A 22,253-nucleotide genomic window follows, 5' to 3' on the forward strand; every position below is an offset into this window, starting at 1 on the left:
GAATGTCAGACCCTCCCGCGATGATGGGTATATGGGTAGAGAAGCGGTGGCGAAGGCATTTGCGGATATCAATGCCGCCGTCGCTGTGCTTACTGCCGAGATTAACGGGAACGGCTCGGGGGGCGCAGTTGATGCCGACCCGCTGCGGGGCGTGGCGGATATTTGCCTGGACATCCTTGCCGGGACCGCCGGGTCGGAGCCGCGGTTTGCCGCGGTGAAGGCCCAAGGTGCGGCGAAGTACACGGAGATAATGCAGTCGATGGCACCTCCCACCGCGTGGGAGCAGGCGCAGGAGATCGCAGTAGCTGCGGAGATCGCGTGCGTCCTGACCATCGGGCCGCGCGCGGCGAGTGCGTTGCTGTCCGAGTCCCACGAACTCACCACCCGCTTGCCGCTGACCCTGTCCGCCCTGCAGGGCGGCACCATTTCCTGGCAGCACGCCCGAGCCATGGTGGACGAAACCGCCGGCCTCGATCCGGCCGGCGCCGCGGCACTGGAAGCGCATTTCCTGGACCCGAACGCACCGAACCCGGACGCGCCGAACCCCGCCCGCGGCTGCCCGGCCGGGGAAATGCCCGCCTCCCGGTTCCGCCACAATGCCCGCATCTGGCGCGAACGCCACCACACGGAGAGCATCGAGAAGCGCCACGCCAAAGGCGTCCTGGGCCGGCGGGTCGAATACATGCCGGACAAGGACGGCATGGCCTGGCTCTCGGCCTACCTTCCCGCAGACCAGGCGGCAGCGATCTGGAACCGCACCACCGCCCTCGCTCGTGGTCTGCAGGGCCCCGACGAGAACCGCAACCTCACCCAGCTCCGCGCCGACACCTTCGCCACCGCACTCCTCGGCGGCGGAAACGGCCGCAGTCTCGGCCACGGTGGGGACGCGGGGAACCCCGGCAAAGTCCCCACGCCCCGGGCCGAGGTCCTGGTGACGGTGCCCGTGTTCTCCCTGCTCGGCGCCACCGATGAACCGGCCATGCTCAACGGGTACGGCCCGATCCCACCGTCGATGGCAAGGGACCTCGTCGCCAACGGAGCAGACTCGTTCTACCGGGTCCTGGTTGACCCGCGGGACGGGGCCTCGCTGGAGATCGGCCGCAAGAGTTACCGGCCCAGCAAAGCGATGCGGCGTTGGCTCCGGATGCGGGACGGTCGATGCCCTTTCCCGGGATGTTCAAACCAGTCCCTGGACAACGAAGCGGATCACGTCCTCGCCTGGCATCGGGGCGGAACCACCGGCGTATCGAATTTGGGCCAGCCATGTCCCCGACACCACCGGCTCAGACACACCAGCGCCTGGAGACCCACGCCGGCCACCAAGAACGAGCCACCCGGCTGGACTTCACCCTCCGGCCGGCACTACAAAAGCGAACACCAGGACTGGGAACCACCTCACTGGCCCGGTGAACAAAAACCGGAACCCAAGCCGGAACCCAAACCGGAGCTGAAATCCGTGCTGACATCAGACGGGCGCCGGTGCCCGGCGCCGCCTGAAGGCCGCGGTCATCCCGACTTTGTCCACAAATGCACTCTCCCTGGGAGAGAAAGGCTTGGAGCGTTTCCTCCACACCGCCGTCTGACAAGTGCCCGAAAGCAGCGTGTTCCCGGTCTCGACTCGGCTGAGCACTTGAACGAACGTGGAGGCGGGCCGTTGGCTTTTCCTCGGCTCTTTGGCCGTACCCATGGTTGCCGCGGGCCGGAACGGGTACAACTAAGTGATGACGACTTCCCTGGTGCTTGGTCCCATGATGCGGTATGTGGATGAGACCTCGGCGAGCATCTGGGTGGAGACCCGGAGCGATTCCCGCGTCACAGTCCGGGCCGGACAGCAGAGCTGGGTGGCGCGTACTTTCGCCGTGCACGGCCACCATTACGCGCTCGTGGAGGCGGACGGAATTGAGCCTGGATCAGTGCTGCCCTACACCCTGGAAATCGACGGCGAACACGTCTGGCCCGATCCGGCATCAGAGTTTCCGCCGCCGGTGATCGCGACGCTGAAACCCGGCAAGCCGTTGCGCCTGGCCTACGGCTCCTGCCGCACGAGTGTCCCGCACGACGCGACGGGCAACCGGACGCACGGCGTCGACTCGCTCCGCGCCTATGCACTGGCGATGGCCTCGGGCGACAACCGGCCATGGCCGGACCTGGTGGCCTTCCTCGGAGACCAGGTGTACGCCGACCTGACCAGCGAGCAGATGCAGCAGTTCATTCGCGCCCGCCGCGACATCAACGAGCCGCCCGGCGAGGAGCTCAAGGACTACGAGGAATATGCCCACCTCTACAACCTTGCCTGGTCCGACCCCGCGAACAGGTGGTTGCTGTCCACGTTGCCCAGCGCCATGATCTTCGACGACCACGACATCCGCGACGACTGGAACGCCTCGCTGAGCTGGAAAAGGGAGATCGAAACCACCTCATGGTGGCACGGGCGGATTGTCTCAGGGCTGGCCTCCTACTGGGTCCACCAGCACCTGGGAAACCTGTCGCCGCAGGAGCGGCAAAACGATGCCATCTGGCAGCGGATAGCCGGCCATCAGGGCGAGGCTGAACCCGACATCAGCGCTGAACTGGACAGCTTCGCGGAACGCGCAGACCGGGACCCGGAATCCTACAGATGGAGCTTCTGCCGGGATTTCGGGGATACCAGGCTGATCGTGGTGGACTCCCGCGCCGCCAGGAGCCTGGCGCCGGAAAGCCGTGCCCTTCTTGATGATGCGGAGATGGCCTGGCTCGACGGCCGGATGCGCGGCGGATTCCGCCACCTGCTGGTGGCAACGTCGCTGCCTTTCCTGCTGCCGATGGGCCTGCACCACGTCGAGTCGTGGAATGAGGCCGTTTCAGAAGGTGCATGGGGGAAACGCCCCGCCCGGGCAGGCGAGAAGCTGCGCCAGGCGGTTGACCTGGAACACTGGGCCGCCTTCCAAAAAAGCTTCCGGCAGGTGGCCTTGATGGCGGCCGAGGTGGCCGATGGCAAACGCGGCCCGTCCCCGGACACTGTCACCTTCCTTTCCGGGGACGTGCACTTCTCCTACGTGGCGGAGGTAGTGCGGTCATCGGGCAGCCGGATCATCCAGGCCGTCTGTTCCCCGATCCGAAACCCGCTTCCCCGGCTGATGAGGTACTTCGGCGCCGTCATGGCTTATGGCCTGGCTACACCGGTGGGTGCCCTGGTTGCCCGCTCGGCACGGGTACCGGACCCGCCGTTCCGCTGGGCACGCCTTGAGGGGCCCTGGTTCAACAACAACCTGGCCAGCCTGGAGGTGGTCCCGGAGGGGCTGAAGCTGTGGTGGCAGACCGGTGTGGTGGACGACGGCGACGAACTGCACCCGCGGCTCGAACGGGTGGCATCCGTTACTGTGGCCTCCCGGGAGGAAGGCGGGAAGCCACCAGCCGGGCGGGGTCTGGACAGGCTCACCCGCCGGCGCGCGGAACGAACCTAGCCAGCAGGAACCTCATCGGCCAGGTGCACAGTCCCTTCGAGGTACGGCACGCACGTGCCGGAGAGCAGGGTGCGTTCCCCCTCCACACGGCAGAGCACGGTCCCGCCGCGTGCCGAGAGCTGGCGGGCGGCCAGCACGGTGCTGCCCAACCTGCCGGCCCACAGCGGTGCCAGCTGGGAGTGCGCCGAACCGGTCACCGGGTCCTCGTCGATGCCCGCCCGGGCACCAAAGAACCGTGAGACGAAGTCGTAGCCGGTTCCGTCACCCGCCGCGGTGACGACGACGCCACGCACCGACAGCTTCGCAAGCGCCCCAAAATCGGGGGTCAGGGTGCGAACGGTCTCGGCATCCTTGACGACGTGGATGAGGTCAGTTGCCAGGAAGGCTTCGAGCGCTGGAACTCCGAGGGCTTCGGTGACGGAGGGGTCGATGGCCACCGGTTCAGGCGTCTCGGACGGGAAGTCCAGGATGAAGCCGTCGCCGTCGCGCTCCACAAACAGCCAGCCGCTGCGGCTCCAGAACTGAAGCCGTTTGGCGTCAGGATGGACGTCTGTGAAGAGGTAGGAGGCTGTGGCCAGGGTAGCGTGCCCGCAGAGGTCCACCTCAATGGCCGGTGTGAACCAGCGAAGGTGATAGGCGGGCTGCGCGAAGTCGAACGGCGTGGCGTTGTCCGGGATGTCCGCCACGATGAAGGCCGTCTCGGAGAGGTTGTTCTCCTCGGCCAACTGTTGGAGGACACTGTCAACCAGCCAGCCCTCCAAAGGCATTACGGCTGCTGGATTCCCCTCGAAGGGCTTGGTGGCGAAGGCGTCGATCTGGATCAGGGGTATGTGCATGCCTTTCACCGTAGCGGCAAACTGGACTGCAAAGTTAGAGCCAGTTTGAAGAAGTGGCCTGCTGGCCCAGGCCTGGGCAGGCAGGCCCGGGCTCAGCCGCCGGCGTGTGGCTCGAACCGGACGAACATTGCTTTGAAGCCGGGGGTGTTGGATTCGCGGGCGACGTTTTCCTTGTGGACCAGGGCGTTGGCTTCGGGGAAGTACGCGGCGGCGCAGCCCTTGGCTGTGGGGTAGGCGACGAGCCGGAATTTGTCGGCCTGCCGGTCGTGGCCGCGGAAGGTGCTGACCACGTCTACGAGGTCGCGGTCCTTGAAGCCGAGTTGTGCGAGGTCTTCGGGGTGGACCAGGATCACGCGGCGGCCGCCTGAGATGCCGCGGTAGCGGTCGTCGAGGCCGTAGAAGGTGGTGTTGTATTGGTCGTGGCTGCGGATGGTCTGGAGGACCAGGTGGCCGTCGGGCGGGGTGAGGTATTCGAGTGGGCTGACGGTGAAGCGGCCGCGGCCGATGTCCGTCTTGAAGGAGCGGGTGTCCCGTGGCGGGTTGGGCAGCACAAAGCCGTTTTTGGTCCGGATCCGGGTGTTGAAGTCCTCGAACCCGGGCAGGACGCGGGAGATGTGGTCACGGACCACGTCGTAGTCCCCGGCCATGGCCTTCCAGTCCACAAGGTGGTCCGGCCCGAAGGTGGACTCCGCCATCCGCGCGACGATGACCGGTTCGGCGAGCAGGTGCTCGGAGACCGGCGCCAGCCTGCCTTGGGTGGAGTGGACCACGGACATGGAGTCCTCCACGGAGAGGAACTGGGCGCCCTTGGGATGTTTGTCGTCCTTGTCCGTCCGGCCCAGTGTTGGCAGGATCAGCGACGTGCGCCCGTGCACCACGTGGGACCGGTTCGGCTTGGTGGAGATGTGCACCGTCAGGCCGATCCGCTGCATGCCCGCTTCGAGGGTTTCGGTGTCCGAGCAGGCGAGTGAGAAGTTGCCTCCCATGGACACAAAAACGTCCACGTCGTCGCGTTCGAAGGCCTCCATGGTTTCGACGGCGTCGTAGCCGTGGTGCCGCGGGGACGTGATCCCGAACTCGGTGTCCAGGGCGTCCAGGAGCCAATCCTTGGGTTTTTCCCAGATGCCCATGGTCCGGTCGCCCTGGACGTTGGAGTGGCCGCGGACCGGGCAGGCCCCGGCGCCGGGCTTGCCGAAGTTGCCCTGCAGGAGCAGGACGTTGACCATTTCCTTGATGGTGTCCACCGAGTGCGGCTGCTGCGTCACCCCGAGGGCCCAGCAGAAAATAGTGGCTTTGGACCTGACCAGCATCCCGGCCACGGCCTCGATCTGTACCCGGGGCAGGCCCGTCGCCTTCTCGGTCTCGGCCCAGTCCAGCTCCTTCCGGGCGTCACTGTAGGCATCGAACCCGTTGGTTTGCGCGTCAACAAAGGAACGGTCGACGACGGTGCCCGGGTTCCGTTCCTCCTCCGCCAGGAGCAGGTGGCCCAGTGCCTGGAACAGGGCCAGGTCACCGCCGACCTTGATCTGAAGGTACTCATCGGCCAGCGGCGTTCCGCCGCCGACGACTCCGGAGACGGTCTGAGGGTCCTTGAAGTTGAACAGCCCGGCCTCCGGCAGCGGGTTGACGGCCACCACCTTGCCGCCCTTGTCCTTACACTCCTTCAACGCCGAGAGCATCCGGGGGTGGTTGGTGCCGGGGTTCTGCCCCACGACGAAGATGAGTTCGGAGTCGTGGATGTCTTCCAGGGACACGGTGCCCTTGCCGATGCCGATGGTCGGGTTCAGCGCCGAGCCCGAAGATTCGTGGCACATGTTCGAACAGTCCGGCAGGTTGTTCGTGCCCAGGGCCCGCGCGAACAGTTGGTACATAAACGCCGTCTCGTTCGCGGTCCGGCCGGAAGTGTAGAAAACGCACCGGTCCGGGGTGGAGGCGCGGATGTGTTCACCGATCAGTTCGAAGGCTTCGGCCCAGGAAATCGGCGAATAGCGGGTGTCGCCTTCCCGGATCACCACCGGTTCACTGAGCCGGCCCTGGTTGCCCAGCCAGTACTCCGTTTTCCCTGAGAGTTCGGCGATCGAATGCTTCGCCCAGAACTCCGCCCCCACGGTCCGGAGGGTGTTCTCCTCGGCCACGGCCTTGGCGCCGTTCTCGCAGAACTCGGCTGCTTTGCGCTTCGTGGCCGATTCCGGCCAGGCGCAGCCGGGGCAGTCGAAACCGCCCTGCTGGTTCAGCCGCAGCAGGGACTGCGCCGTCCGGGTCACCCCGGCCTGGGCCACGGCACGTTCCAGGGCCACCAGCACGGCTTTGACTCCGGCCGCTTCCGTTTTGGGCTTGTGGACTTCGAGGTTGTCCTCGTTGATGTCCGCAACGGGGGCGGGCTGCTTGCCGAACTTCACTGAACCGACCTTCATTGGACTGCTTTCACTGGATCACATGGGCATTACTGGGCTGGTCTCACTAGGCCAGCTGCGCCAGCGTCTCCTGCTCGGCCCCGATGGTGGTGTTGTCGCCATGGCCGGTGCGGACCACAATACCGGGCGGGAGCGTGAGGAGGCGTTCGCGGATGGAGGCGAGGATCGTGGGGTAGTCGCTGAAGGACCTGCCCGTGGCGCCCGGACCGCCGTTGAATAACGTATCTCCCGTGAAGACCGTCCCTTCGCCCTCCAGCAGGAAACAGGTGGAGCCGGGGGAGTGGCCGGGCGTGTGGATGGCCCGCAGGGTGGCGCCGCCCACCGCGAACACTTCGCCGTCGCTGATGCTGTTCTCTGGCTGCTGGTCCGGGTAGACCTGCTCCCACAGGACCAGGTCATCCGGGTGCAGATGGATGGGCGCTTGCACGGCCTCGGCTACGGCACGCGCGGCGCCGATGTGGTCGTTGTGCGCGTGGGTCAGCAGGATGGCCAGGACCTTCCGGCCGCGGACCTGGTTGATGATCGCGGCGGCGTCGTGCGGGCAGTCGATGATCACGCATTCGTCGTCGTTGCCCACGATCCAGACGTTGTTGTCCACGTCCCAGGTGCCGCCGTCGAGCGCAAAAGTGCCAGAGGTGACCAGGTTTTCGATGGTGACTGTCATGAGAGATCCTTCCGGGACTGTACTTCGACGACCGAGCGCAGGACTTTGCCCTCGTGCATCTTGGCGAAGGCCTCCTCCACCTGGTCGATGGTGATGCGCTCGGTGACGAAGGCGTCCAGGTCAAGGTTGCCCTGTTTGTAGTGCGCCACCAGCATCGGGAAATCACGGGAGGGCAGGCAGTCCCCGTACCAGGAGGACTTCAGCGACCCGCCCCGGCCAAAGACGTCCAGCAGGGGCAGCTCAAGCAGCATGTCCGGCGTCGGGACGCCCACCAGCACCACGCGGCCGGCGAGGTCGCGGGCGTAGAACGCCTGCTTGTACGTTTCGGGACGGCCGACGGCGTCAATCACCAGGTCAGCGCCGTTGCCGTTCGTGAGGGCCCGGATGGCCTCGATGGGGTCTTCCTTGCTGGAATCCACGCCGTGCGTTGCGCCCAGGGATTTGGCCATGGCCACCTTGTTCGCGTCGATGTCCACGGCGATGATGGTGGTGGCACCGGCCAGCTTGGCGCCGGCGATCGCGGCGATGCCTACCCCGCCGCAGCCGATCACCGCCACCGATTCGCCGCGCTTGACCTCGCCGGTGTTGATGGCCGCGCCGATTCCGGCCATCACGCCGCAGCCGAGCAGCCCGACGGCGGCGGGATCGACGTCGTCGTCAATCTTGGTGCACTGCCCGGCGGCGACCAGGGTCTTTTCTGCGAAGGCACCGATGCCCAGCGCGGGGGAGAGCTCCGTGCCGTCCTCTAGCGTCATCTTCTGCGAGGCGTTGTGCGTGTTGAAGCAGTACTGCGGCTGGCCCTTGGCACACGCGCGGCATTCCCCGCAGACAGCACGCCAGTTCAGGATTACGCGGTCACCGGGCCCCACCTCGGTGACGCCGGGACCGACGGCGCTGACCACACCGGTGGCCTCATGGCCCAGCAGGATGGGGAAATCGTCGGTGATGCCGCCCTGCTTGTAATGCAGGTCCGTGTGGCAGACCCCGCACGTGAGGATGTCCACCAGCGCCTCCCCCGGACCGGGGTCCGGCACCAGGATGGTCTCCACCGATACCGGGGCATTCTTTTCCTTGGCGATGACCGCCTTGACTCTGTGAACCATTAGCTGGTGTTCCTTTCCTGAGTCCAGGGACTCCTGGGCGACGGCGCTCCGGGCAATCCGGCCGACCCGTCGGGTTCAAAAGGTTCTCACGCCGCTGCTCCGGGCCCTCAACCGCTGGTTGCCGGAACTGGAGTTATTGCGTATTACACAACTCGGTGCACATAGCGCGTACTCGAAAATATGTCAGCCGTCACGGAGCGTGTCAATAGAACGCTCTTGTGCTGCGTTCGTCCGCTGTCCGGGTAAGGGCGTGGGCGCATGCCATTGTTCGCAACATGATTTCATCCTACGCAACTGCTTGCATCGTCCTTTCCTGCCGCGCGTCGCCGGGAAGCCAATACTGCCCCGGCGGTGAGCCGGATTCCGTGTTGCAAAATAACCATTGACTGTGTTCCTGATCACGCTTATTCTGGTGCAACAGCGTTGCGCTGATTGCAACCCCAAACAACTTGGTGGATCCATGAGTAACGAAACTTCCTCTCCCGCTCCTGCGAGCGGCCGCAGCACAATGAGCGGCCAGAATTTTGAACCGGCTGACAATGTGGTCAGCAAAGAAACGCGCCGCAGAGTCATTGCGGCCAGCTTCATCGGCAACTTCGTTGAGTGGTTCGATTACGCCGTTTACGGCTACTTGGCCGTCACGATCGCCACAGTCTTTTTCCCCGAATCAGATCCCCAGACCGGGCTTCTGCTGACCTTCGCCCTGTTTGCGATTTCATTTCTGGTACGCCCGCTCGGCGGGTTCGTCTGGGGCCACATCGGTGACAAGGTGGGCCGGCGGACAGCTCTCTCGCTGTCGATTTTGATCATGTCCGGAGCAACCTTCTGTATAGCCCTCATTCCGGGCTATGCCACGATCGGCATCTGGGCTCCCATCCTGCTTCTGGTCATCCGGGTAGCGCAGGGCTTCTCCGCCTCTGGTGAATACGCTGGGGCGTCGGCCTTCCTGGTCGAGTACGCTCCGGCCAACAAGCGCGGCCTATACGCCGCGGTTGTTCCCGCCAGTACCGCGGCCGGCCTGCTCCTCGGCTCCCTGATCGCAGGCCTGTTGACAGTCCTCCTGAGTTCCGATGCCATGCAAAGCTGGGGTTGGCGGCTGCCGTTCCTGCTCGCAGCCCCGATGGGACTGATCGGCCGCTACATCCGGACCAAGCTCGAAGATACCCCGGTGTTCCGCGAGTTGGCAGCGGAGGACGAGGCAATCAAGGCACCCGTGTCCAGCCTGTTCCGGAACCACTGGCGGCAGCTGCTGCAGGCCGTCGGCGCCGTCCTGCTCAACGCCGTCGGGTTCTACGTGATCCTCAGCTACATGCCCACCTATCTGTCCTCGGAACTGGGCCTTGGCGAAACCGAATCGTTCCTTGCGACCACCATCGCGCTGGTCACGTACATCGGCTTTATCTTCCTGACCGGCATGCTTTCGGACCGTTACGGACGCAAAAAGGTGCTGATCAGTGCATCCATCGCCTTCATTGTGCTGACCGTGCCCGCCTTCGCACTGCTGGGAACCGGGAATTTCCTGGTCATCGTCCTCGTGCAGATCCTGCTGGGAGCGATGCTCACCCTCAACGACGGAACACTTCCCAGCTTCCTGGCCGAAATGTTCCCCACCCGGGTCCGCTACAGCGGCTTCGCGGTCAGCTTCAACCTCTCCAACGCCCTGTTCGGCGGTACCGCCCCGTTCATGGCCACGCTCCTGATCGCGGCCACCGCAAGCGATCTGGCCCCCGCCTGGTACCTCGTCGCTGCGGCTGTCATCTCCCTGATCGCCGTTTCACTGTCGAGGGAAACGTGCAAAGAGCCGCTACGCCACGAATAGCCAACCCCTTCAACTTCCTCCCCTCACGTAAATGCACCACAGAAAGGCATCACCTCCATGACCACCACCGCATCTGAAAACGCCACCTCCGTCGCCGAACTGGAGCGACTGAAGGTCCTCAACAACGGCCAGAAGGTCTCCCTGACCTTCTCCGATGCCGAATTCGAGCGGCGCATTGCCGGTCTTCGCCGGATCATGGCCGAGAAGGAACTGGACGCCGTTGTCCTCACCAGCTACCACTCCATCAAGTACTACTCCGACTTCCTGTTCACCACGTTCGGCCGCTCCTACGGCATGGTGGTCACCAAGGATGACACCGTCACCGTCACCGCCAACATCGACGCCGGCATGCCCTGGCGTCGCAGCTACGGCGACAACCTGGTCTACACGGACTGGCGCCGCGACAACTACATCTTCGCTATCCAGGAAGTCCTGCGGACGCGAGGCATCAACCCGCGCCGCCTCGGCGTCGAGGACGACTCGCTGCCGCTGGACAACCGCAACAAGATCCAGGCCGCCTTCCCCGGCGCGACGCTCGTGGACGTGGCGCAGGCAGCGATGCGCCAGCGCATGATCAAGTCCGCCGAGGAAATCGAGGTCATCAAGCACGGTGCCAGGATCGGCGACCTCGGCGGCGAGGCCATCCGCAACGCCATCACGGCCGGCATCACGGAGTACGAGGTCGCCCTGATCGGTACCGAGGCCATGGTCCACGAGATCGCCCGCACGTTCCCGGACTCCGAAATCCGGGACACCTGGGTCTGGTTCCAGTCCGGCATCAACACGGACGGTGCCCACAACTGGGCCACCACCCGCAAGATCCAGGAACACGACATCCTGTCCCTGAACTGTTTCCCCATGACCTCCGGCTACTACACGGCCCTGGAGCGCACCCTGTTCTATGGTGAGCCCGATGCCCGCTCCCTGGAACTGTGGAACATCAACGTGGAGGTCCACAAGCGCGGACTTGAGCTGATCAAGCCCGGCGCCGTGTGCAAGGACATCGCCGCGGAGCTCAACGAGATCTACGTGGGCCACGGGCTCCTCGCCAACCGGACGTTCGGCTACGGACACTCCTTCGGTGTCCTCAGCCACTACTACGGCCGCGAAGCCGGGCTGGAGCTCCGCGAGGACATCGACACCGTGCTGGAACCGGGCATGGTGGTGTCCATGGAGCCCATGATCACCGTCCTGGACGGCCAGCCGGGCGCCGGCGGCTACCGTGAACACGACATCCTGGTGGTGGGCGAAGACGGCGCCGAGAACATCACCAAGTTCCCGTTCGGCCCGGAGTACAACATCATCGGAGCTTAACCCCGGTGGGTTGAGCCTGACCCCGGTGGTTGAGCCTGCCGAAACCCTGACAGGCTCAACCACCGCCCCGGGGAGCGGCGCCGTGTCTGACACGGCGCCGCTTTCCGCTGACTATGCGCAATGATAGTGAGCATCATGACCACACCAAATTCCATTGACACCAACGGCAGCGACACCAACGGCAAGGGCGACACCAAGGGCGCCTCAGTCATCGTCAACGCCATCGCCGTCCTTCGATCATTCACGGCCGACGAGCCGTTACTTGGCGTGACGGAGATCGCCAACCGGGTGGGCCTGCACAAGAGCACCGTGTCAAGGATCCTGGCAACCTTTGAACAGGAAAACCTCGTGGAACGCGATGCGGACACGCGCCGTTTCCGCCTCGGACTGGGCCTGATCGCCGTCGCAGGTCCGTTGCTGGCCGAACTGGAGGAGCGGCGGGTCGCCTATCCGGTCCTGCGCGAACTCACGGAACTGACCGGTGAAACCAGTGCCCTGATGATGTGGGAGGGCAACGAGTCGATCTGCGTGGAGCAGATTGCCAGCCGCCACCAGATCAAGCACACTGCGCCGCTGGGGGCCCGGTACAGCGACGCGTTGAGTTCCTCGGTTCAGGTGTTCCTTGGAATCCAACCGGAGGAGAGGGTGCGTGCCCTCCTGCGCAGCGGAGCCATTACCTACCCCGGGCTGGACGAGGCCTCCCTTGAGGACTATCTGCTCCGCCTTAAAGACGACTCCCGCCGCGGGTGGGCCATCAACTACGGCGAGTCCTCCTTGGATGAAGTCGGCGTCGCCGCGCCCGTCTACGATCACCGCGGCGACCTTGTGGCAGCAGTCCTCATCCCGGCCCCTCGTTTCCGCGTCTCCAAGGAGCGACTGCAGAGCCTCGGAGAATCCTGCAGGGCAGCGGCGGACAAAGTCACCGCACGTCTGGGCGGCAACGCACCCGGCACCATCAAACGCTCTCTCACTTAACGCAGGAAAATCACCAACGCTCTCTCACTCGCCTCAAGAAAGTGAGAGAGCGTTGGGCTCGAAGGGGCATTAAGTGAGAGAGCGTCTGGCCCGCTAGGGCTCTTCGGACCGCGGTGGATCTTCAGACCCCAGCTCGTCCGCATAGGGCGCGCGGGGGCCGGCGTGGTCATTGAACAGTTCATTTGCCGCCATGGCCAGGAGGTCCCGCTGCAGTTCGGGCAGGGAAAGAAGTCCCTGCAGGTAGGCCTCCACTTCATACTCGCCCACAGATCCGCCGATGCCGAAGTAGTAGAGCCACAGGTCACCCGTGCTGACTTGTGCTGCTGTCAATGCTGCCTGGAGCCTGCGGCGTTGCTCCGGTTCGCTGCTATCGAAGCCCATCACTACTGCCTCTACGCGGGTGGGAGGCCACGCCTGCCAAGACAATGGCGCTGACTTCCTTAAGCGTGCTGCACGTCGCGCGGGCCTGCCGCATCAACTGCTGCAGGGCAGCGTCCTCGGCGATGGTGTGGCGCTCCATGAGGATTCCGCAGGCCCGGTTAATAAGGTCCCTGCTGAAGAGTGCCGATTGAAGGCCCGCGCTGATGCGTTCCGGAGTTTCGGCAGTCTGGATATGGGACAGAAGGGTTGCCGCGGGGGAGGCAAAAAGCTCCATGAGGGCAGCGGTGGCATCCTCAAAAGCGCCGGGGGTGGCGGCGTAAATCTTCATCGCACCTATGGCCTGCCCGTCGGCGATCAGCGGGGTGCTGATCACTGAGCGGATTGGGAAGTCAACGACGGCGGCGCTCCAGTTTGGCCAGCGGGCTTCAGTTGCAACGTCATGGATGAGGATGCTCTCCTGGGTGGCCCAGGCTGTCAGGCAGGGCCCCTGGACCAGCTCATACTGAAGGGCGTCGGCGCGTTCCACCACACTGCCGGTAAAACCGGAACTAACAGGGCGGGCATGGGGATCAAGGATTGAGACACCTGCCCCAACAGTCCCCGGGATGGAATCCCTGACGGCGCGGGAGAGATGCTGGACGGCGTGGTCCACTTTTTCTTCCGTGAGGAGCAGCCCCATGATCCTGCCCAGGGCAGTGGATAGTTCATCCAGGGGATACTTCTTGATCATGGTTTTTGCCTCCGGCCATTCTGCGTGACCGGCCTCCGGCGGGCCGGATGAGCCTGTTTGTGAACCGTTCAGCGCTTCAGGTAAAGCCTAGCGTGCGTGGTGCGCTGCGCACCCGGACCTGCACGGATTCAGGCTGTTTGGCTATTCATCGTAGGTGGTGGGGAATTCCCGTTCGCCGCCAATTCCGGAAATGATGCCGGCGGCCACCTCCTTTAGCTTGATATTGCGGTAACTGGACGCCTTGACCAATATCTCGAATGCCGCATCGCGGTTGCACCGGTTCTGCGCCATGATGGCACCAATGGCCGTGTCAATGACAGTGCGGGACTTCAGGGCGGCGGCGAGGTCGTCACGCGCGTCGCGCAACTGTGCGATGTTCAGGGCAAGGTCCAGCGCCTTGGCGGCGATGCCTGCCAGCCCAACAGCCGCATCAATCCCGTGATGCGGGAAGCCATCCGTGTTGGGGGAATATAGGTTAATCACCGCGTGAGCCGGCGCATGCAGATGCATTGGTAGTGCCAGGATGGAGCCGATGCCCATCTGGCGGGCAGCGTGGTTGTATTTCGGCCAACGGACATCGGCGTCCAGATCCGGAACATGGACCATCGATTCTGTCCGAAGGGCTGTCAGGCACGGTCCGCGGCCGAAGCTGTTTTGCAGTTCGTCCTGGTTCCGGGCGAGGGCATCGCTGCTGGCAACAGCGACCGGCCGTTTCTGCCGGACTACCGTGATCCCGCAGGACAAGTGGTTCCCGGGCTGTGACAGCTGCGTGGCAAGAATCGCGGCCGTGTCCGTCAGGAATTCACGGACGTCGGAGCTTGCCAGGACGAGGTCCTGCAGGTGGAGCACAAACTCGTGCAGCCCGGCGCCGGCGCGTCCAACGTTGCCGGATTCGGGTTCTCGGATATCAAAGTCCTGGGACATGTGCGCTTCCCGGTCCGTCCGCCGTGATCTCCTTGATTGCGGTCTGGATGAGATCCATCTGCAGCGGGGCCAATTCCACCAGCTCGTGCAGATAGGCTTCCACCCCGAGCTGATCGACGTTTCCGCCGATCCCGCAATAGTAGGTCCATAGCCCGGGGAGGCTGATGTTCCCGCTCCGGAACTGGGCGGCTGCAAACTTGCGCTGGTCCGCCTCGAAGGCAGGCTGGGGGGTGCCCAATCCGCCGTCGTCCATCATTTCTCCCCGCCTCCGGTAATGACGGGGATATCCGAGGCGTAGTGCAGGATGTCCTCGGCGATGTCATGTAGCCGGCGGTTGCTGCTGCGGGAGGCAAGGTGCAGGAGCTTGACGGCGGCTTCATGGCTGCAGCGGTTCTGCACCATGATCAGGGCAACGGCCGAGTCCACAACGGCCCGGGACCGCAGCGCCGACCTCAAATGCTCCGGGTAGGGGTCCGAGGGGTGCACTCGGATTGCCAGGCGCAGGATCCGGGAAAGCGATGCAGCGTGCTCTTCAATGGCGGTCACCGTGTCGGGGCCAAAAGTATTGAGTTCGGTTGAATAGCAGTTCAGGGCGGAGCGGGATCCGTTGTCGGTGGGGATGGGGACGGCCAGGATTGTCCGGATGCCTTCGTCTGCCACCGCCCCGGCATACCAGGCCCAACTCTCGTCCGCCTGAAGATTACGGATAAGGACTGTGCGCTGCTCCCGCAGCGCCGTAAGGCAGGGGCCGTCGTCGAATGCGTACTGGCGTTCGTCCAGGCTCCGGGCCGTCTCCGTGCTGCTGGCTACCGTCGCTGGCCCGGTCTCCCGTTCCACCGTGATGGCACAGAGCAGCGGCGTGTCCCCACCCAATAAGGACGCGGAAATCGCGGTCAGTCCCAGGAGGAATTCGGTGAAACCCGGACTTTCAAGAAGCAGGTCCTGTAATTGCTCCGCCGTCGGCAGGGCATCATTCTCGGCCATGCGGCCTCAATTCCAAGCATCGCCGGGGTCAGATGACCCGGCTGGCGGCTGTGCGCTCTCTTCGCGCGCGGCCCGTATATTCAACCCCGGACCTATATGCCACCCCCGAAATCTCCTACTACTGACACTACGCCCTTCCCCGGTGGTCCCGGCGAAGTATTAGTTCGCCACGGCAGTGAAGACGGCGGCGCCGTCCAGGCAGTGGATCGCGTGGTCGCCGCGTTTCCCGCAGGACACGCACGACGGCGGCTGTTGCGTCCCGGTAGTGAGGCGAGCTGCCAGCCGTACCGGTTCGCCGCCAGGGCAGGCCAGGTTTCCGACCGGCCGTCCGCCTGCTGGCAATGCGTCAGCGAACTGCCGTACGTCAGCCAGCGTTTGCCGGACTCCGTCACCGGGTGGACGCCCGCGCCATTCAGTGATGCTTCCCGGATCCTGACCGTCCCAAACGGGGGGGAGCCATAGCTGGACCGACGTCCCGGGCTTGAGGGGTCCCAAGGCAAGCTCGAAACTCACCCTGCCGGCTGCGGTGACCCGGTGGGCGAGCTTCCCATCCACCAGCACGTCAAACGGCGAGCTGTCGGCTGTGCCTTTCGCTTCCAGGACCAGCGTTCCTGACGACGCCGTCCAGTGCGCGTTGATGGAATTCACGGGCACAAACCTACCGGTTTCCTGCTCGGTGACTTTGCCGGGAGGCACCACGCTGTAGGCTCGGCACATGGCTGATCTGCGGCGTCGGACGTTTGTCTTTCGCACGCTGGTTGGTGCGGCTGCCGCGGCGGCCGTTGGAATTCTCGGCGCCGCGTGTTCGCCCGGCGCCGAGCGGGACGGTACCGCCGGTGGCGGCGCCAAGGGGGATGCAGTGAAGCGGCACAAGTACCAGTACGGCGAGGACGCCAGCCAATGGGGCGAGCTTTTCCTGCCGGAGCTGCCAGCCGGCGGCGAGCACCGCGGCCTGGTAGTGGTGATCCATGGCGGCTACTGGCGCTCGCAGTACGGCGCCGAGCTGGGGGAGCCCATCGCCAAGGACCTGGCCGCCCACGGCATGGCCGCCTGGAACCTTGAATACCGCCGGGCCGGAAACGGCGGCGGCTGGCCAAACACCTTCATTGACGTGCTGGCCGGTATCGACAAGCTGGGTGACCTCGCGGCGAAGCATGCCCTGAACCTGGGTCCGGTGGTGGCGCTGGGCCATTCAGCCGGCGGGCATCTGGCCGCCTGGGCTGCCGGCCGGGGCAAGCTTGCCCAGCTGGGAATGCCGGATGCTGACCGCCAGGTGCCCCGCACCTCAGATGCCTCCGCGGTGCACCTCACCGGAGTGGTCAGCCAGTCCGGCTTGCTCAACTTGGCCGAGGCCGAGAAGCTGAACCTCAGCAACGGTGCGGTGAGCAACCTGCTGGGCGGGTCGTCGTCGAAATATCCGCACCGCTACAGATATGCGGACCCGATGGCTGCCCTTCCGCTGGCCGTGCCGGTCATCGCTGTCCATGGATCGGAGGACACCACCGTTCCCTTGGGTCAGTCCGAGTCCTATGTGAACGCCGGAACCACCGCGCACATGGAAACCCGGCTGATCAGGGTTCCGGGGGACCATTACGCCCTGATCGATCCCAAAACGCCTGGTTACCGGGCGTGCCGCGAGCTTGTTCGGTCCCTTTTGGGTTAGATTCGGCGCTTCTGGGTTAGATTCGGTCCGGCAGGGTTGGAACTGCTCAAAAAATACGTTCCCAATATCTAGACATTGGACGTCCCATCTCCTGTACCCTTGAGAAGTAGGACAAGTCGCGACCCCTAAGCGCGGCAAGGAGGAGACCCCCGTGGCCATCGCATCGCAAGAAGTATCGCCCGCCCGTTTCAGTGCGCAGCTCCGTTCGCATGCCCTGCAGACGGGGATCATGGACCTCATTCTGGACCGCGGCTTGGACGTCGGTGACGCGCTGCCCACCGAAAGTGAGCTCTCCGCCGAGCTCGGCGTGGGCCGCAACACCGTCCGCGAGTCCCTGAAAGTACTCCAGGCACTGGGCGTCATCGAGATCCGGCATGGCTTTGGCATGTTCGTTGCACCCAACAACTTCAGCGCCCTGGTGTCCGGCCTGACGTTCCGCGGCCGGCTGTCCCTCCGGCACAAGGGCGAGGAAGCCATGGAGCTCATCGATGTGCGCCAGGCCCTCGAGTCCGGGCTGATCGGACTGGCCATTGACCTGCTGACCGACGAGCACGTGGCTGACCTGCGGGCCACCATGGAAGCCATGGAGGACGCGGCCAAGAAGGGGGAGCCGCTGCATGAGCACGACGCCGAATTCCACCGCCGCCTGTACGCCCCCCTGAACAACGAGCTGCTCATCAACCTCATGGATGTGTTCTGGCAGGTTTACCGCAAGATCCACCTGGCCATCGGTACCGGCCCGGTCAACCTCGAGCAGCAGACGCAGGACCACTGGGACATCTTTGAGGCCGTGGCCAACAAGGACAAGGCCCTTGCGTCGGAACGCCTGCAGCGCCACTTTGACGGCATCCGCCTGAAACTCAAGGAAGTCGCGGCCGCCTAGCCTGTTTTCCCTCCGCCGCCCGCGCCCCGGGCGGACTTAACCCTGCCCTTTTCGTAGAGAGTGCCCTTGTTGTGGAAATTTTCGTTGTGCCTACCGCCTCAGCCACCGGTTCCGTCGCCGCCGGGATCCTGGCTGCCGTCATCCGCAGCAAGCCCGACGCCGTCCTGGGCGTGGCCACGGGCGGATCGCCGCTGCCCATCTACGCGGCGCTCGCCAACCACCAGCTCGACATGTCCTCCGTCCGGGCCTTCGCCCTCGACGAGTACGTGGGCCTGCCCGCCAGGCACCCCGAAAGCTACGCCGAAGTTGTCCGGCGCGAAGTGACTGAACGGCTGCACCTGGATCCCGTCAACGTAGCGGTGCCGGATGGAAGCGCCGCAGACCCCGAGGCTGCCGCCGCTGATTACGACGCGGCCATTGCCGGCGTTGGCGGCATCGACGTGCAGATCCTCGGCATCGGCCACAACGGTCACCTGGCCTTCAACGAGCCCGGCTCTGCGCTGGACTCCCGGACCCGCGTGGAAGTCCTCACGGAACGCACCCGCGAGGCGAACGCCCGCTACTTCAGCACCCCGGAGGACGTGCCGTTCCGCTGCATCACGCAGGGTCTGGGCACAATCCTCGAAGCCCGCCACCTCCTGCTGGTGGTCAACGGCGCGGACAAGGCCGGCATCTTGGCCGCCGCCCTCAACGGGCCCGTCACTGCCGACTGCCCGGGGTCCATCCTGCAGCTGCACCCGCACGTGACGGTGGTGGCTGACGAAGCCGCAGCGTCGCAGCTGGTGCAGGGGAGCGGGCAGGTCGCCGTGCGCGTGTCCGGGGCGGCCGCCAGCGTCTAAGCGCTGGCTGTCTGCCATTCTTACTGCGGATCTTATGTCTCAGGAGTGTGCCGTATACGGCCCGCTTCACCGGGCATTTTTTGCGGCTGGGTCCTACAGGAATCGACCGACCCCGGAACGCGGCGATCGTGATCTGAAAATTTTGGGTGGCGCTTGCGCCGGTGAAGGACCGCCTTACGGGCAGAGCTGCCTGCTGGTGCTTCAGCGTGGCAGCCACGTCATCGAAAGGGATCACTGTGGTGCTGCTCGCGGCGGCGGAGCTAGTGTGCGGACAGGCAGGTTTCCTCGCGTGGGTCGCACAATCCGGTGTCGTTCAAGGGATCATCATCGGCGCCACGCTATGGTGCGGGATCTGGTGATCTACGAGTCCCGGCTGGAGTTGGCGCGTTTGCTGTTCGCGGACTTCAAGATGTGTCTGTGCGCCATATTGTGGCGCAACGGTTTCTGTAGAAGGTTGAGGTCGCCGGGGCGGTGCGCAAGCGCATTCCGGACTATCTGCTGGCCACCGACGTGGGGCCGCTGGTGGTGGATGTACTTCCCCGACCGCGCCGAGGAATCGCGCTCAGCGCGTCTCGTACCTGGTCAGGACCACCCCGCCGGGAAACGTCCGCGTCTCCACCAGGTTCAGGTTCACCCAGCTATCCAGCGCGGTGAAGAACCGCGTGCCGCCGCCCACCAAGACCGGATGGGTCACGATCGTGTACTCGTCGATCAGCCCGGCCCGCATGGCTGCCCCGGCGAGCGTTGCACCACCAACCCTCATCGGCTCGCCGTCCTCAGCCTTGAGTCGGGTGATCTCCGCGACCGCGTCGCCGGTGACCAGGCGGGTGTTCCAGTCGACCTTGTCGATCGTCGAGGAGAACACCACCTTCGGCGTGTCCCGCCAGTTCCGCGCGAACTCGATCTGCGCCGGGGTGGCATTGGGCTGCTGGTCGCCGGTCGGCCAGTGGGAACTCATGGCCTCCCACAGCTTGCGCCCATACAGCAACAGGCCGATCGCCCGCTCCTGATCGAGCCACCACTGAAACAGCTCGTCGCTCGGCTCGCTCCACCCGAAGTCGTCGCCGGGCGCGGCGACGTAGCCATCCAGTGTCAGGTTCATGCCGTAGATCAGTTTCCGCATCGCGCCATGCCTTCGGTCAGTCGGTCTCCATAGCATAGACCGGCGCGGCGCGGGAAACTCATCGGTGCGGCCGAGGCTACGAGTACGCCGAAGATAACGATGATGACGTTCATTGGCAGTGCTTCATGTAGTAGTTGAGGGCGTCATGGAACTCTTCGTCCCGCACATGATCAGCAGCATCCTGTCCCTCATGGCGCCATCGTGTCTGCCAATGATCTGGATGCCATAGCCTTCGGTCCTCGTTTCAACTGAGCTGTCCGGTGAGGGTTCCTTCAACGGGACGGCAAACCGCCATTCAAACTGTGATTTAACCCGCCATTCCCGGTCAACAGTCACAACCGTGGCCGAAGCCAAATACTTGGCCGAGGAATGGAAAGCTATCTACAATCTTGAACGGCCTGCGGATCGCTGGGCGGCATGACGCCGATCCGCTCCTGGGATAGACGTGGACGTAGGAAAACCAGTCAGCCATCGCATAGCCGCTGGACTGCTAACGGGGGCCGAACCACCGCCTCTACTTCGCATCGGCACGCCTATCAAACTGATCAAGAAGTCTCTCAAGTTGGTCCCGGCGACCAGGAGTACAACAAGACGGGGCAGCCCCTTCCAAGCACAGTACAGTGCCCCTTAATTCGGCCTGTTTCCAAAAATATGACGAGCGCACCCCTCCCGACAGAAGGTCTACCTCGACCCCGCCCGCCCGTGGATGTGCGTCACCCTCCGGACAGCGTGATGCGGGAGCGAGTCGATCTTGGGCGCCAGTCGCGATGCTCCACCCGCCCGGTCCGATGTGGGGCCGCCGGGGCATCGGTCGCGTCGGGCTCTCAGTGGCAGTTGAAGAATTCGTTGACCGTGCCGTTCGGTCGGACGTTGAAGTGTTCGTTGACATGGTTCTTGAATGTCGACCCGTCAGATCCTGTCCCGCGCACGTTGAAGGTGAATGTGCCTTCGACGACCTTGCCGTTGTCGTTGAAGCCGCCCCAGACCGTGAACTTGCCTGTGTAGCTCGGAAGGCCCGCCGTGAGGGGCACGGCGACGAAGGTCCCTGTCTGGGTGAACGTGGCGTGAACCCGGCCGTCAGCGAAGGTCGTTTCGTGGAGCACGAAGTTGCTGGTGGTAGTGATCGTGTAAAGCGGCCCGCCCCCTTCGCAGCTGGGCACCAAGTCAACGAAGGTCTCGACGAGACCCTTCTCGTTGGTGGTCTCCGTTATGGGTCCGGCGGCGAAGGCCGGTGCTCCGACCCACATCAGGGCTGCGGCCAGAAGTACGACAAGCATGCGGCGAGCCATGGTAATCCTCCTAGTTTGTGATCCGATCCTGCCCTGGGGCGCTATTCGACAATGCGCCCCAGCTGGACTACTGCTCAGGCTTTCACTTATACTCCGGCCCAACACGTCGCGACAAGACTCATCTAAAGTGCTCGCGAGATGGGGTGCGTGCCGCATCTGATAAATGCTCGCGAAATGCCGGCCACCGTCCGGGCGCTGCGGTGGGCTCGGCGGATGGGACATTGTCGATGGGCTGGGGAGCACCCCTTCGGACCCAGATGCGGCGGGCCTTTCAGGTTCAAGCCAGTGCAAGTGGCTTTTAGCTGAAGCCTGGAGCTCAGGGGGTGCTTGGCTTTGGGGCAAATCTAGCGGCGCCCTTGTCGCACACGCCAGCCTCCCGTAAAGGGTTCCCCATTACGTTCGCGAACGCTCGGTGATGGCGGTGAGGTATCGGAGCTGAGGTGCGGGTGGCGAAGTTCGTCCATGAAATCCTGCCAGAGAACGGGTCCGCCTTGTTCGAGCAACTCGGCGCGAACGCGGAGCTCGCGGCTGGTGGGCCCGCGGCGAAGTCCCAGCTGCCAAGCTGCGCGAACACGGGTACGAGAGTTGGATCGCGGGTCCGGTCATGCTGTCCCGTGTCCGCTGGCGGGGCCGCGTGTCTTCCCAGGTGAGCAACCCCAAACGACGAGTTTCTTGAGTCGGTCCGCAAGGACATTCGAGGCGATGCACTCGAGTGAGCCTGCGTGCAGTTCCCGGAACGAGTGCTTGCCTCCGAAGACGATGTCGCGGAGCACGATCAGGGTCCAGCGATCGCCGAAGGCCTCTACCGCCGCGTTGATCGGGCACCCCGACCGAGGCCGGGCTGCTTCGCCCAAAGTGCTTGCAATCTA

Annotated in this window: 21 protein-coding genes; 8 read left to right on the top strand and 13 right to left on the bottom strand. The window is 64.5% G+C overall.

Translation table 11 applies throughout. The annotated features are described in order from the left end of the window. Nucleotides 1-31: 31 nt before the first annotated feature. Together ASG77_RS16625 and ASG77_RS16630 are read left to right on the top strand one after the other, a co-directional pair. Entirely contained in the window at nt 32-1,768 is a 1,737-nt protein-coding gene (locus tag ASG77_RS16625; RefSeq protein WP_082576114.1) for an HNH endonuclease signature motif containing protein, read from the top strand. Further along, on the top strand, nt 1,722-3,443 hold the full coding sequence (locus ASG77_RS16630) for an alkaline phosphatase D family protein (RefSeq protein WP_056347556.1): 1,722 nt from the start codon (nt 1,722-1,724) through the stop codon (nt 3,441-3,443). The genes ASG77_RS16625 and ASG77_RS16630 overlap by 47 nt, the downstream gene beginning before the upstream one ends. Here ASG77_RS16630 and ASG77_RS16635 read toward each other — a convergent pair. The 4 genes from ASG77_RS16635 to ASG77_RS16650 all read right to left on the bottom strand — a co-directional run bounded on the left by ASG77_RS16635 (nt 3,440) and on the right by ASG77_RS16650 (nt 8,460). Further along, a complete protein-coding gene (locus ASG77_RS16635) occupies nt 3,440-4,279 on the bottom strand; it encodes a PhzF family phenazine biosynthesis protein (protein WP_056347558.1) in 840 nt (279 codons plus the stop codon). The two genes, ASG77_RS16630 and ASG77_RS16635, sit on opposite strands and share 4 nt — an antisense overlap. Before the next feature lie 92 nt (nt 4,280-4,371). Next, a complete protein-coding gene (locus ASG77_RS16640) occupies nt 4,372-6,693 on the bottom strand; it encodes an FdhF/YdeP family oxidoreductase (RefSeq protein ID WP_235564612.1) in 2,322 nt (773 codons plus the stop codon). Between the two features lie 46 nt (nt 6,694-6,739). After that, nucleotides 6,740-7,357, bottom strand: coding sequence for an MBL fold metallo-hydrolase (locus ASG77_RS16645; RefSeq protein WP_056347560.1), 618 nt, complete (start codon nt 7,355-7,357; stop codon nt 6,740-6,742). Next, nucleotides 7,354-8,460 carry an S-(hydroxymethyl)mycothiol dehydrogenase gene (locus ASG77_RS16650; protein ID WP_056347562.1) on the bottom strand — a complete coding sequence of 369 codons (1,107 nt, stop codon included), beginning with the start codon at nt 8,458-8,460 and terminating at the stop codon, nt 7,354-7,356. The genes ASG77_RS16645 and ASG77_RS16650 overlap by 4 nt, the downstream gene beginning before the upstream one ends. Nucleotides 8,461-8,920: 460 nt before the next feature. Here ASG77_RS16650 and ASG77_RS16655 point away from each other — a divergent pair, with 460 nt between their 5' ends. From ASG77_RS16655 to ASG77_RS16665, 3 genes are all read left to right on the top strand, one after another. Next, the gene (locus tag ASG77_RS16655) at nt 8,921-10,279 is read left to right on the top strand and encodes an MFS transporter (protein WP_056347564.1); all 1,359 of its coding nucleotides are present in this window, start codon (nt 8,921-8,923) and stop codon (nt 10,277-10,279) included. Between the two features lie 57 nt (nt 10,280-10,336). Beyond that, entirely contained in the window at nt 10,337-11,593 is a 1,257-nt protein-coding gene (locus tag ASG77_RS16660) for an aminopeptidase P family protein (protein WP_056347566.1), read from the top strand. Between the two features lie 135 nt (nt 11,594-11,728). Next, entirely contained in the window at nt 11,729-12,568 is an 840-nt protein-coding gene (locus ASG77_RS16665; RefSeq protein ID WP_056347568.1) for an IclR family transcriptional regulator, read from the top strand. Between the two features lie 93 nt (nt 12,569-12,661). On the opposite strand, the gene ASG77_RS16670 is transcribed toward ASG77_RS16665, so the two are convergent. From ASG77_RS16670 to ASG77_RS16695, 6 genes are all read right to left on the bottom strand, one after another. Then, nucleotides 12,662-12,949, bottom strand: coding sequence for a hypothetical protein (locus ASG77_RS16670; RefSeq protein WP_056347570.1), 288 nt, complete (start codon nt 12,947-12,949; stop codon nt 12,662-12,664). Next, nucleotides 12,936-13,679 carry a GAF and ANTAR domain-containing protein gene (locus ASG77_RS16675; protein ID WP_056347572.1) on the bottom strand — a complete coding sequence of 248 codons (744 nt, stop codon included), beginning with the start codon at nt 13,677-13,679 and terminating at the stop codon, nt 12,936-12,938. Before ASG77_RS16675 ends, ASG77_RS16670 begins: the two co-directional genes overlap by 14 nt. Nucleotides 13,680-13,820: 141 nt before the next feature. Continuing rightward, nucleotides 13,821-14,603: a GAF and ANTAR domain-containing protein gene (locus ASG77_RS16680; protein ID WP_082576115.1), complete on the bottom strand. Its 783-nt coding sequence runs from the start codon at nt 14,601-14,603 to the stop codon at nt 13,821-13,823. Continuing rightward, nucleotides 14,587-14,859 carry a hypothetical protein gene (locus tag ASG77_RS16685; RefSeq protein ID WP_056347575.1) on the bottom strand — a complete coding sequence of 91 codons (273 nt, stop codon included), beginning with the start codon at nt 14,857-14,859 and terminating at the stop codon, nt 14,587-14,589. The genes ASG77_RS16680 and ASG77_RS16685 overlap by 17 nt, the downstream gene beginning before the upstream one ends. Next, on the bottom strand, nt 14,856-15,587 hold the full coding sequence (locus ASG77_RS16690) for a GAF and ANTAR domain-containing protein (RefSeq protein ID WP_056347577.1): 732 nt from the start codon (nt 15,585-15,587) through the stop codon (nt 14,856-14,858). The genes ASG77_RS16685 and ASG77_RS16690 overlap by 4 nt, the downstream gene beginning before the upstream one ends. Before the next feature lie 159 nt (nt 15,588-15,746). Then, the gene (locus ASG77_RS16695) at nt 15,747-16,235 is read right to left on the bottom strand and encodes a hypothetical protein (RefSeq protein ID WP_156380361.1); all 489 of its coding nucleotides are present in this window, start codon (nt 16,233-16,235) and stop codon (nt 15,747-15,749) included. A 211-nt stretch (nt 16,236-16,446) separates the two neighbouring features. Here ASG77_RS16695 and ASG77_RS16700 point away from each other — a divergent pair, with 211 nt between their 5' ends. The 3 genes from ASG77_RS16700 (at nt 16,447) to ASG77_RS16710 (ending at nt 18,972) form a co-directional block, all read left to right on the top strand. Then, the gene (locus ASG77_RS16700; RefSeq protein WP_056347956.1) at nt 16,447-17,250 is read left to right on the top strand and encodes an alpha/beta hydrolase; all 804 of its coding nucleotides are present in this window, start codon (nt 16,447-16,449) and stop codon (nt 17,248-17,250) included. A 157-nt stretch (nt 17,251-17,407) separates the two neighbouring features. After that, entirely contained in the window at nt 17,408-18,133 is a 726-nt protein-coding gene (locus tag ASG77_RS16705; protein WP_056347958.1) for a FadR/GntR family transcriptional regulator, read from the top strand. A gap of 71 nt (nt 18,134-18,204) precedes the next feature. Then, nucleotides 18,205-18,972, top strand: a complete 768-nt coding sequence (locus ASG77_RS16710; protein ID WP_056347580.1) for a glucosamine-6-phosphate deaminase — start codon at nt 18,205-18,207, stop codon at nt 18,970-18,972. Nucleotides 18,973-19,534: 562 nt separating this feature from the next. Here ASG77_RS16710 and ASG77_RS16720 read toward each other — a convergent pair. From ASG77_RS16720 to ASG77_RS22935, 3 genes are all read right to left on the bottom strand, one after another. Next, complete coding sequence (locus ASG77_RS16720; RefSeq protein ID WP_056347583.1) at nt 19,535-20,095, bottom strand: dihydrofolate reductase family protein; 561 nt, start codon at nt 20,093-20,095, stop codon at nt 19,535-19,537. An 824-nt stretch (nt 20,096-20,919) separates the two neighbouring features. Further along, entirely contained in the window at nt 20,920-21,384 is a 465-nt protein-coding gene (locus tag ASG77_RS16725; protein ID WP_156380362.1) for a hypothetical protein, read from the bottom strand. A gap of 602 nt (nt 21,385-21,986) precedes the next feature. After that, nucleotides 21,987-22,238 carry a winged helix-turn-helix transcriptional regulator gene (locus ASG77_RS22935; protein ID WP_327019628.1) on the bottom strand — a complete coding sequence of 84 codons (252 nt, stop codon included), beginning with the start codon at nt 22,236-22,238 and terminating at the stop codon, nt 21,987-21,989. Nucleotides 22,239-22,253: the final 15 nt, after the last annotated feature.

The sequence above is a fragment of the Arthrobacter sp. Soil762 genome, from assembly GCF_001428335.1.
GTDB lineage: Bacteria > Actinomycetota > Actinomycetes > Actinomycetales > Micrococcaceae > Arthrobacter.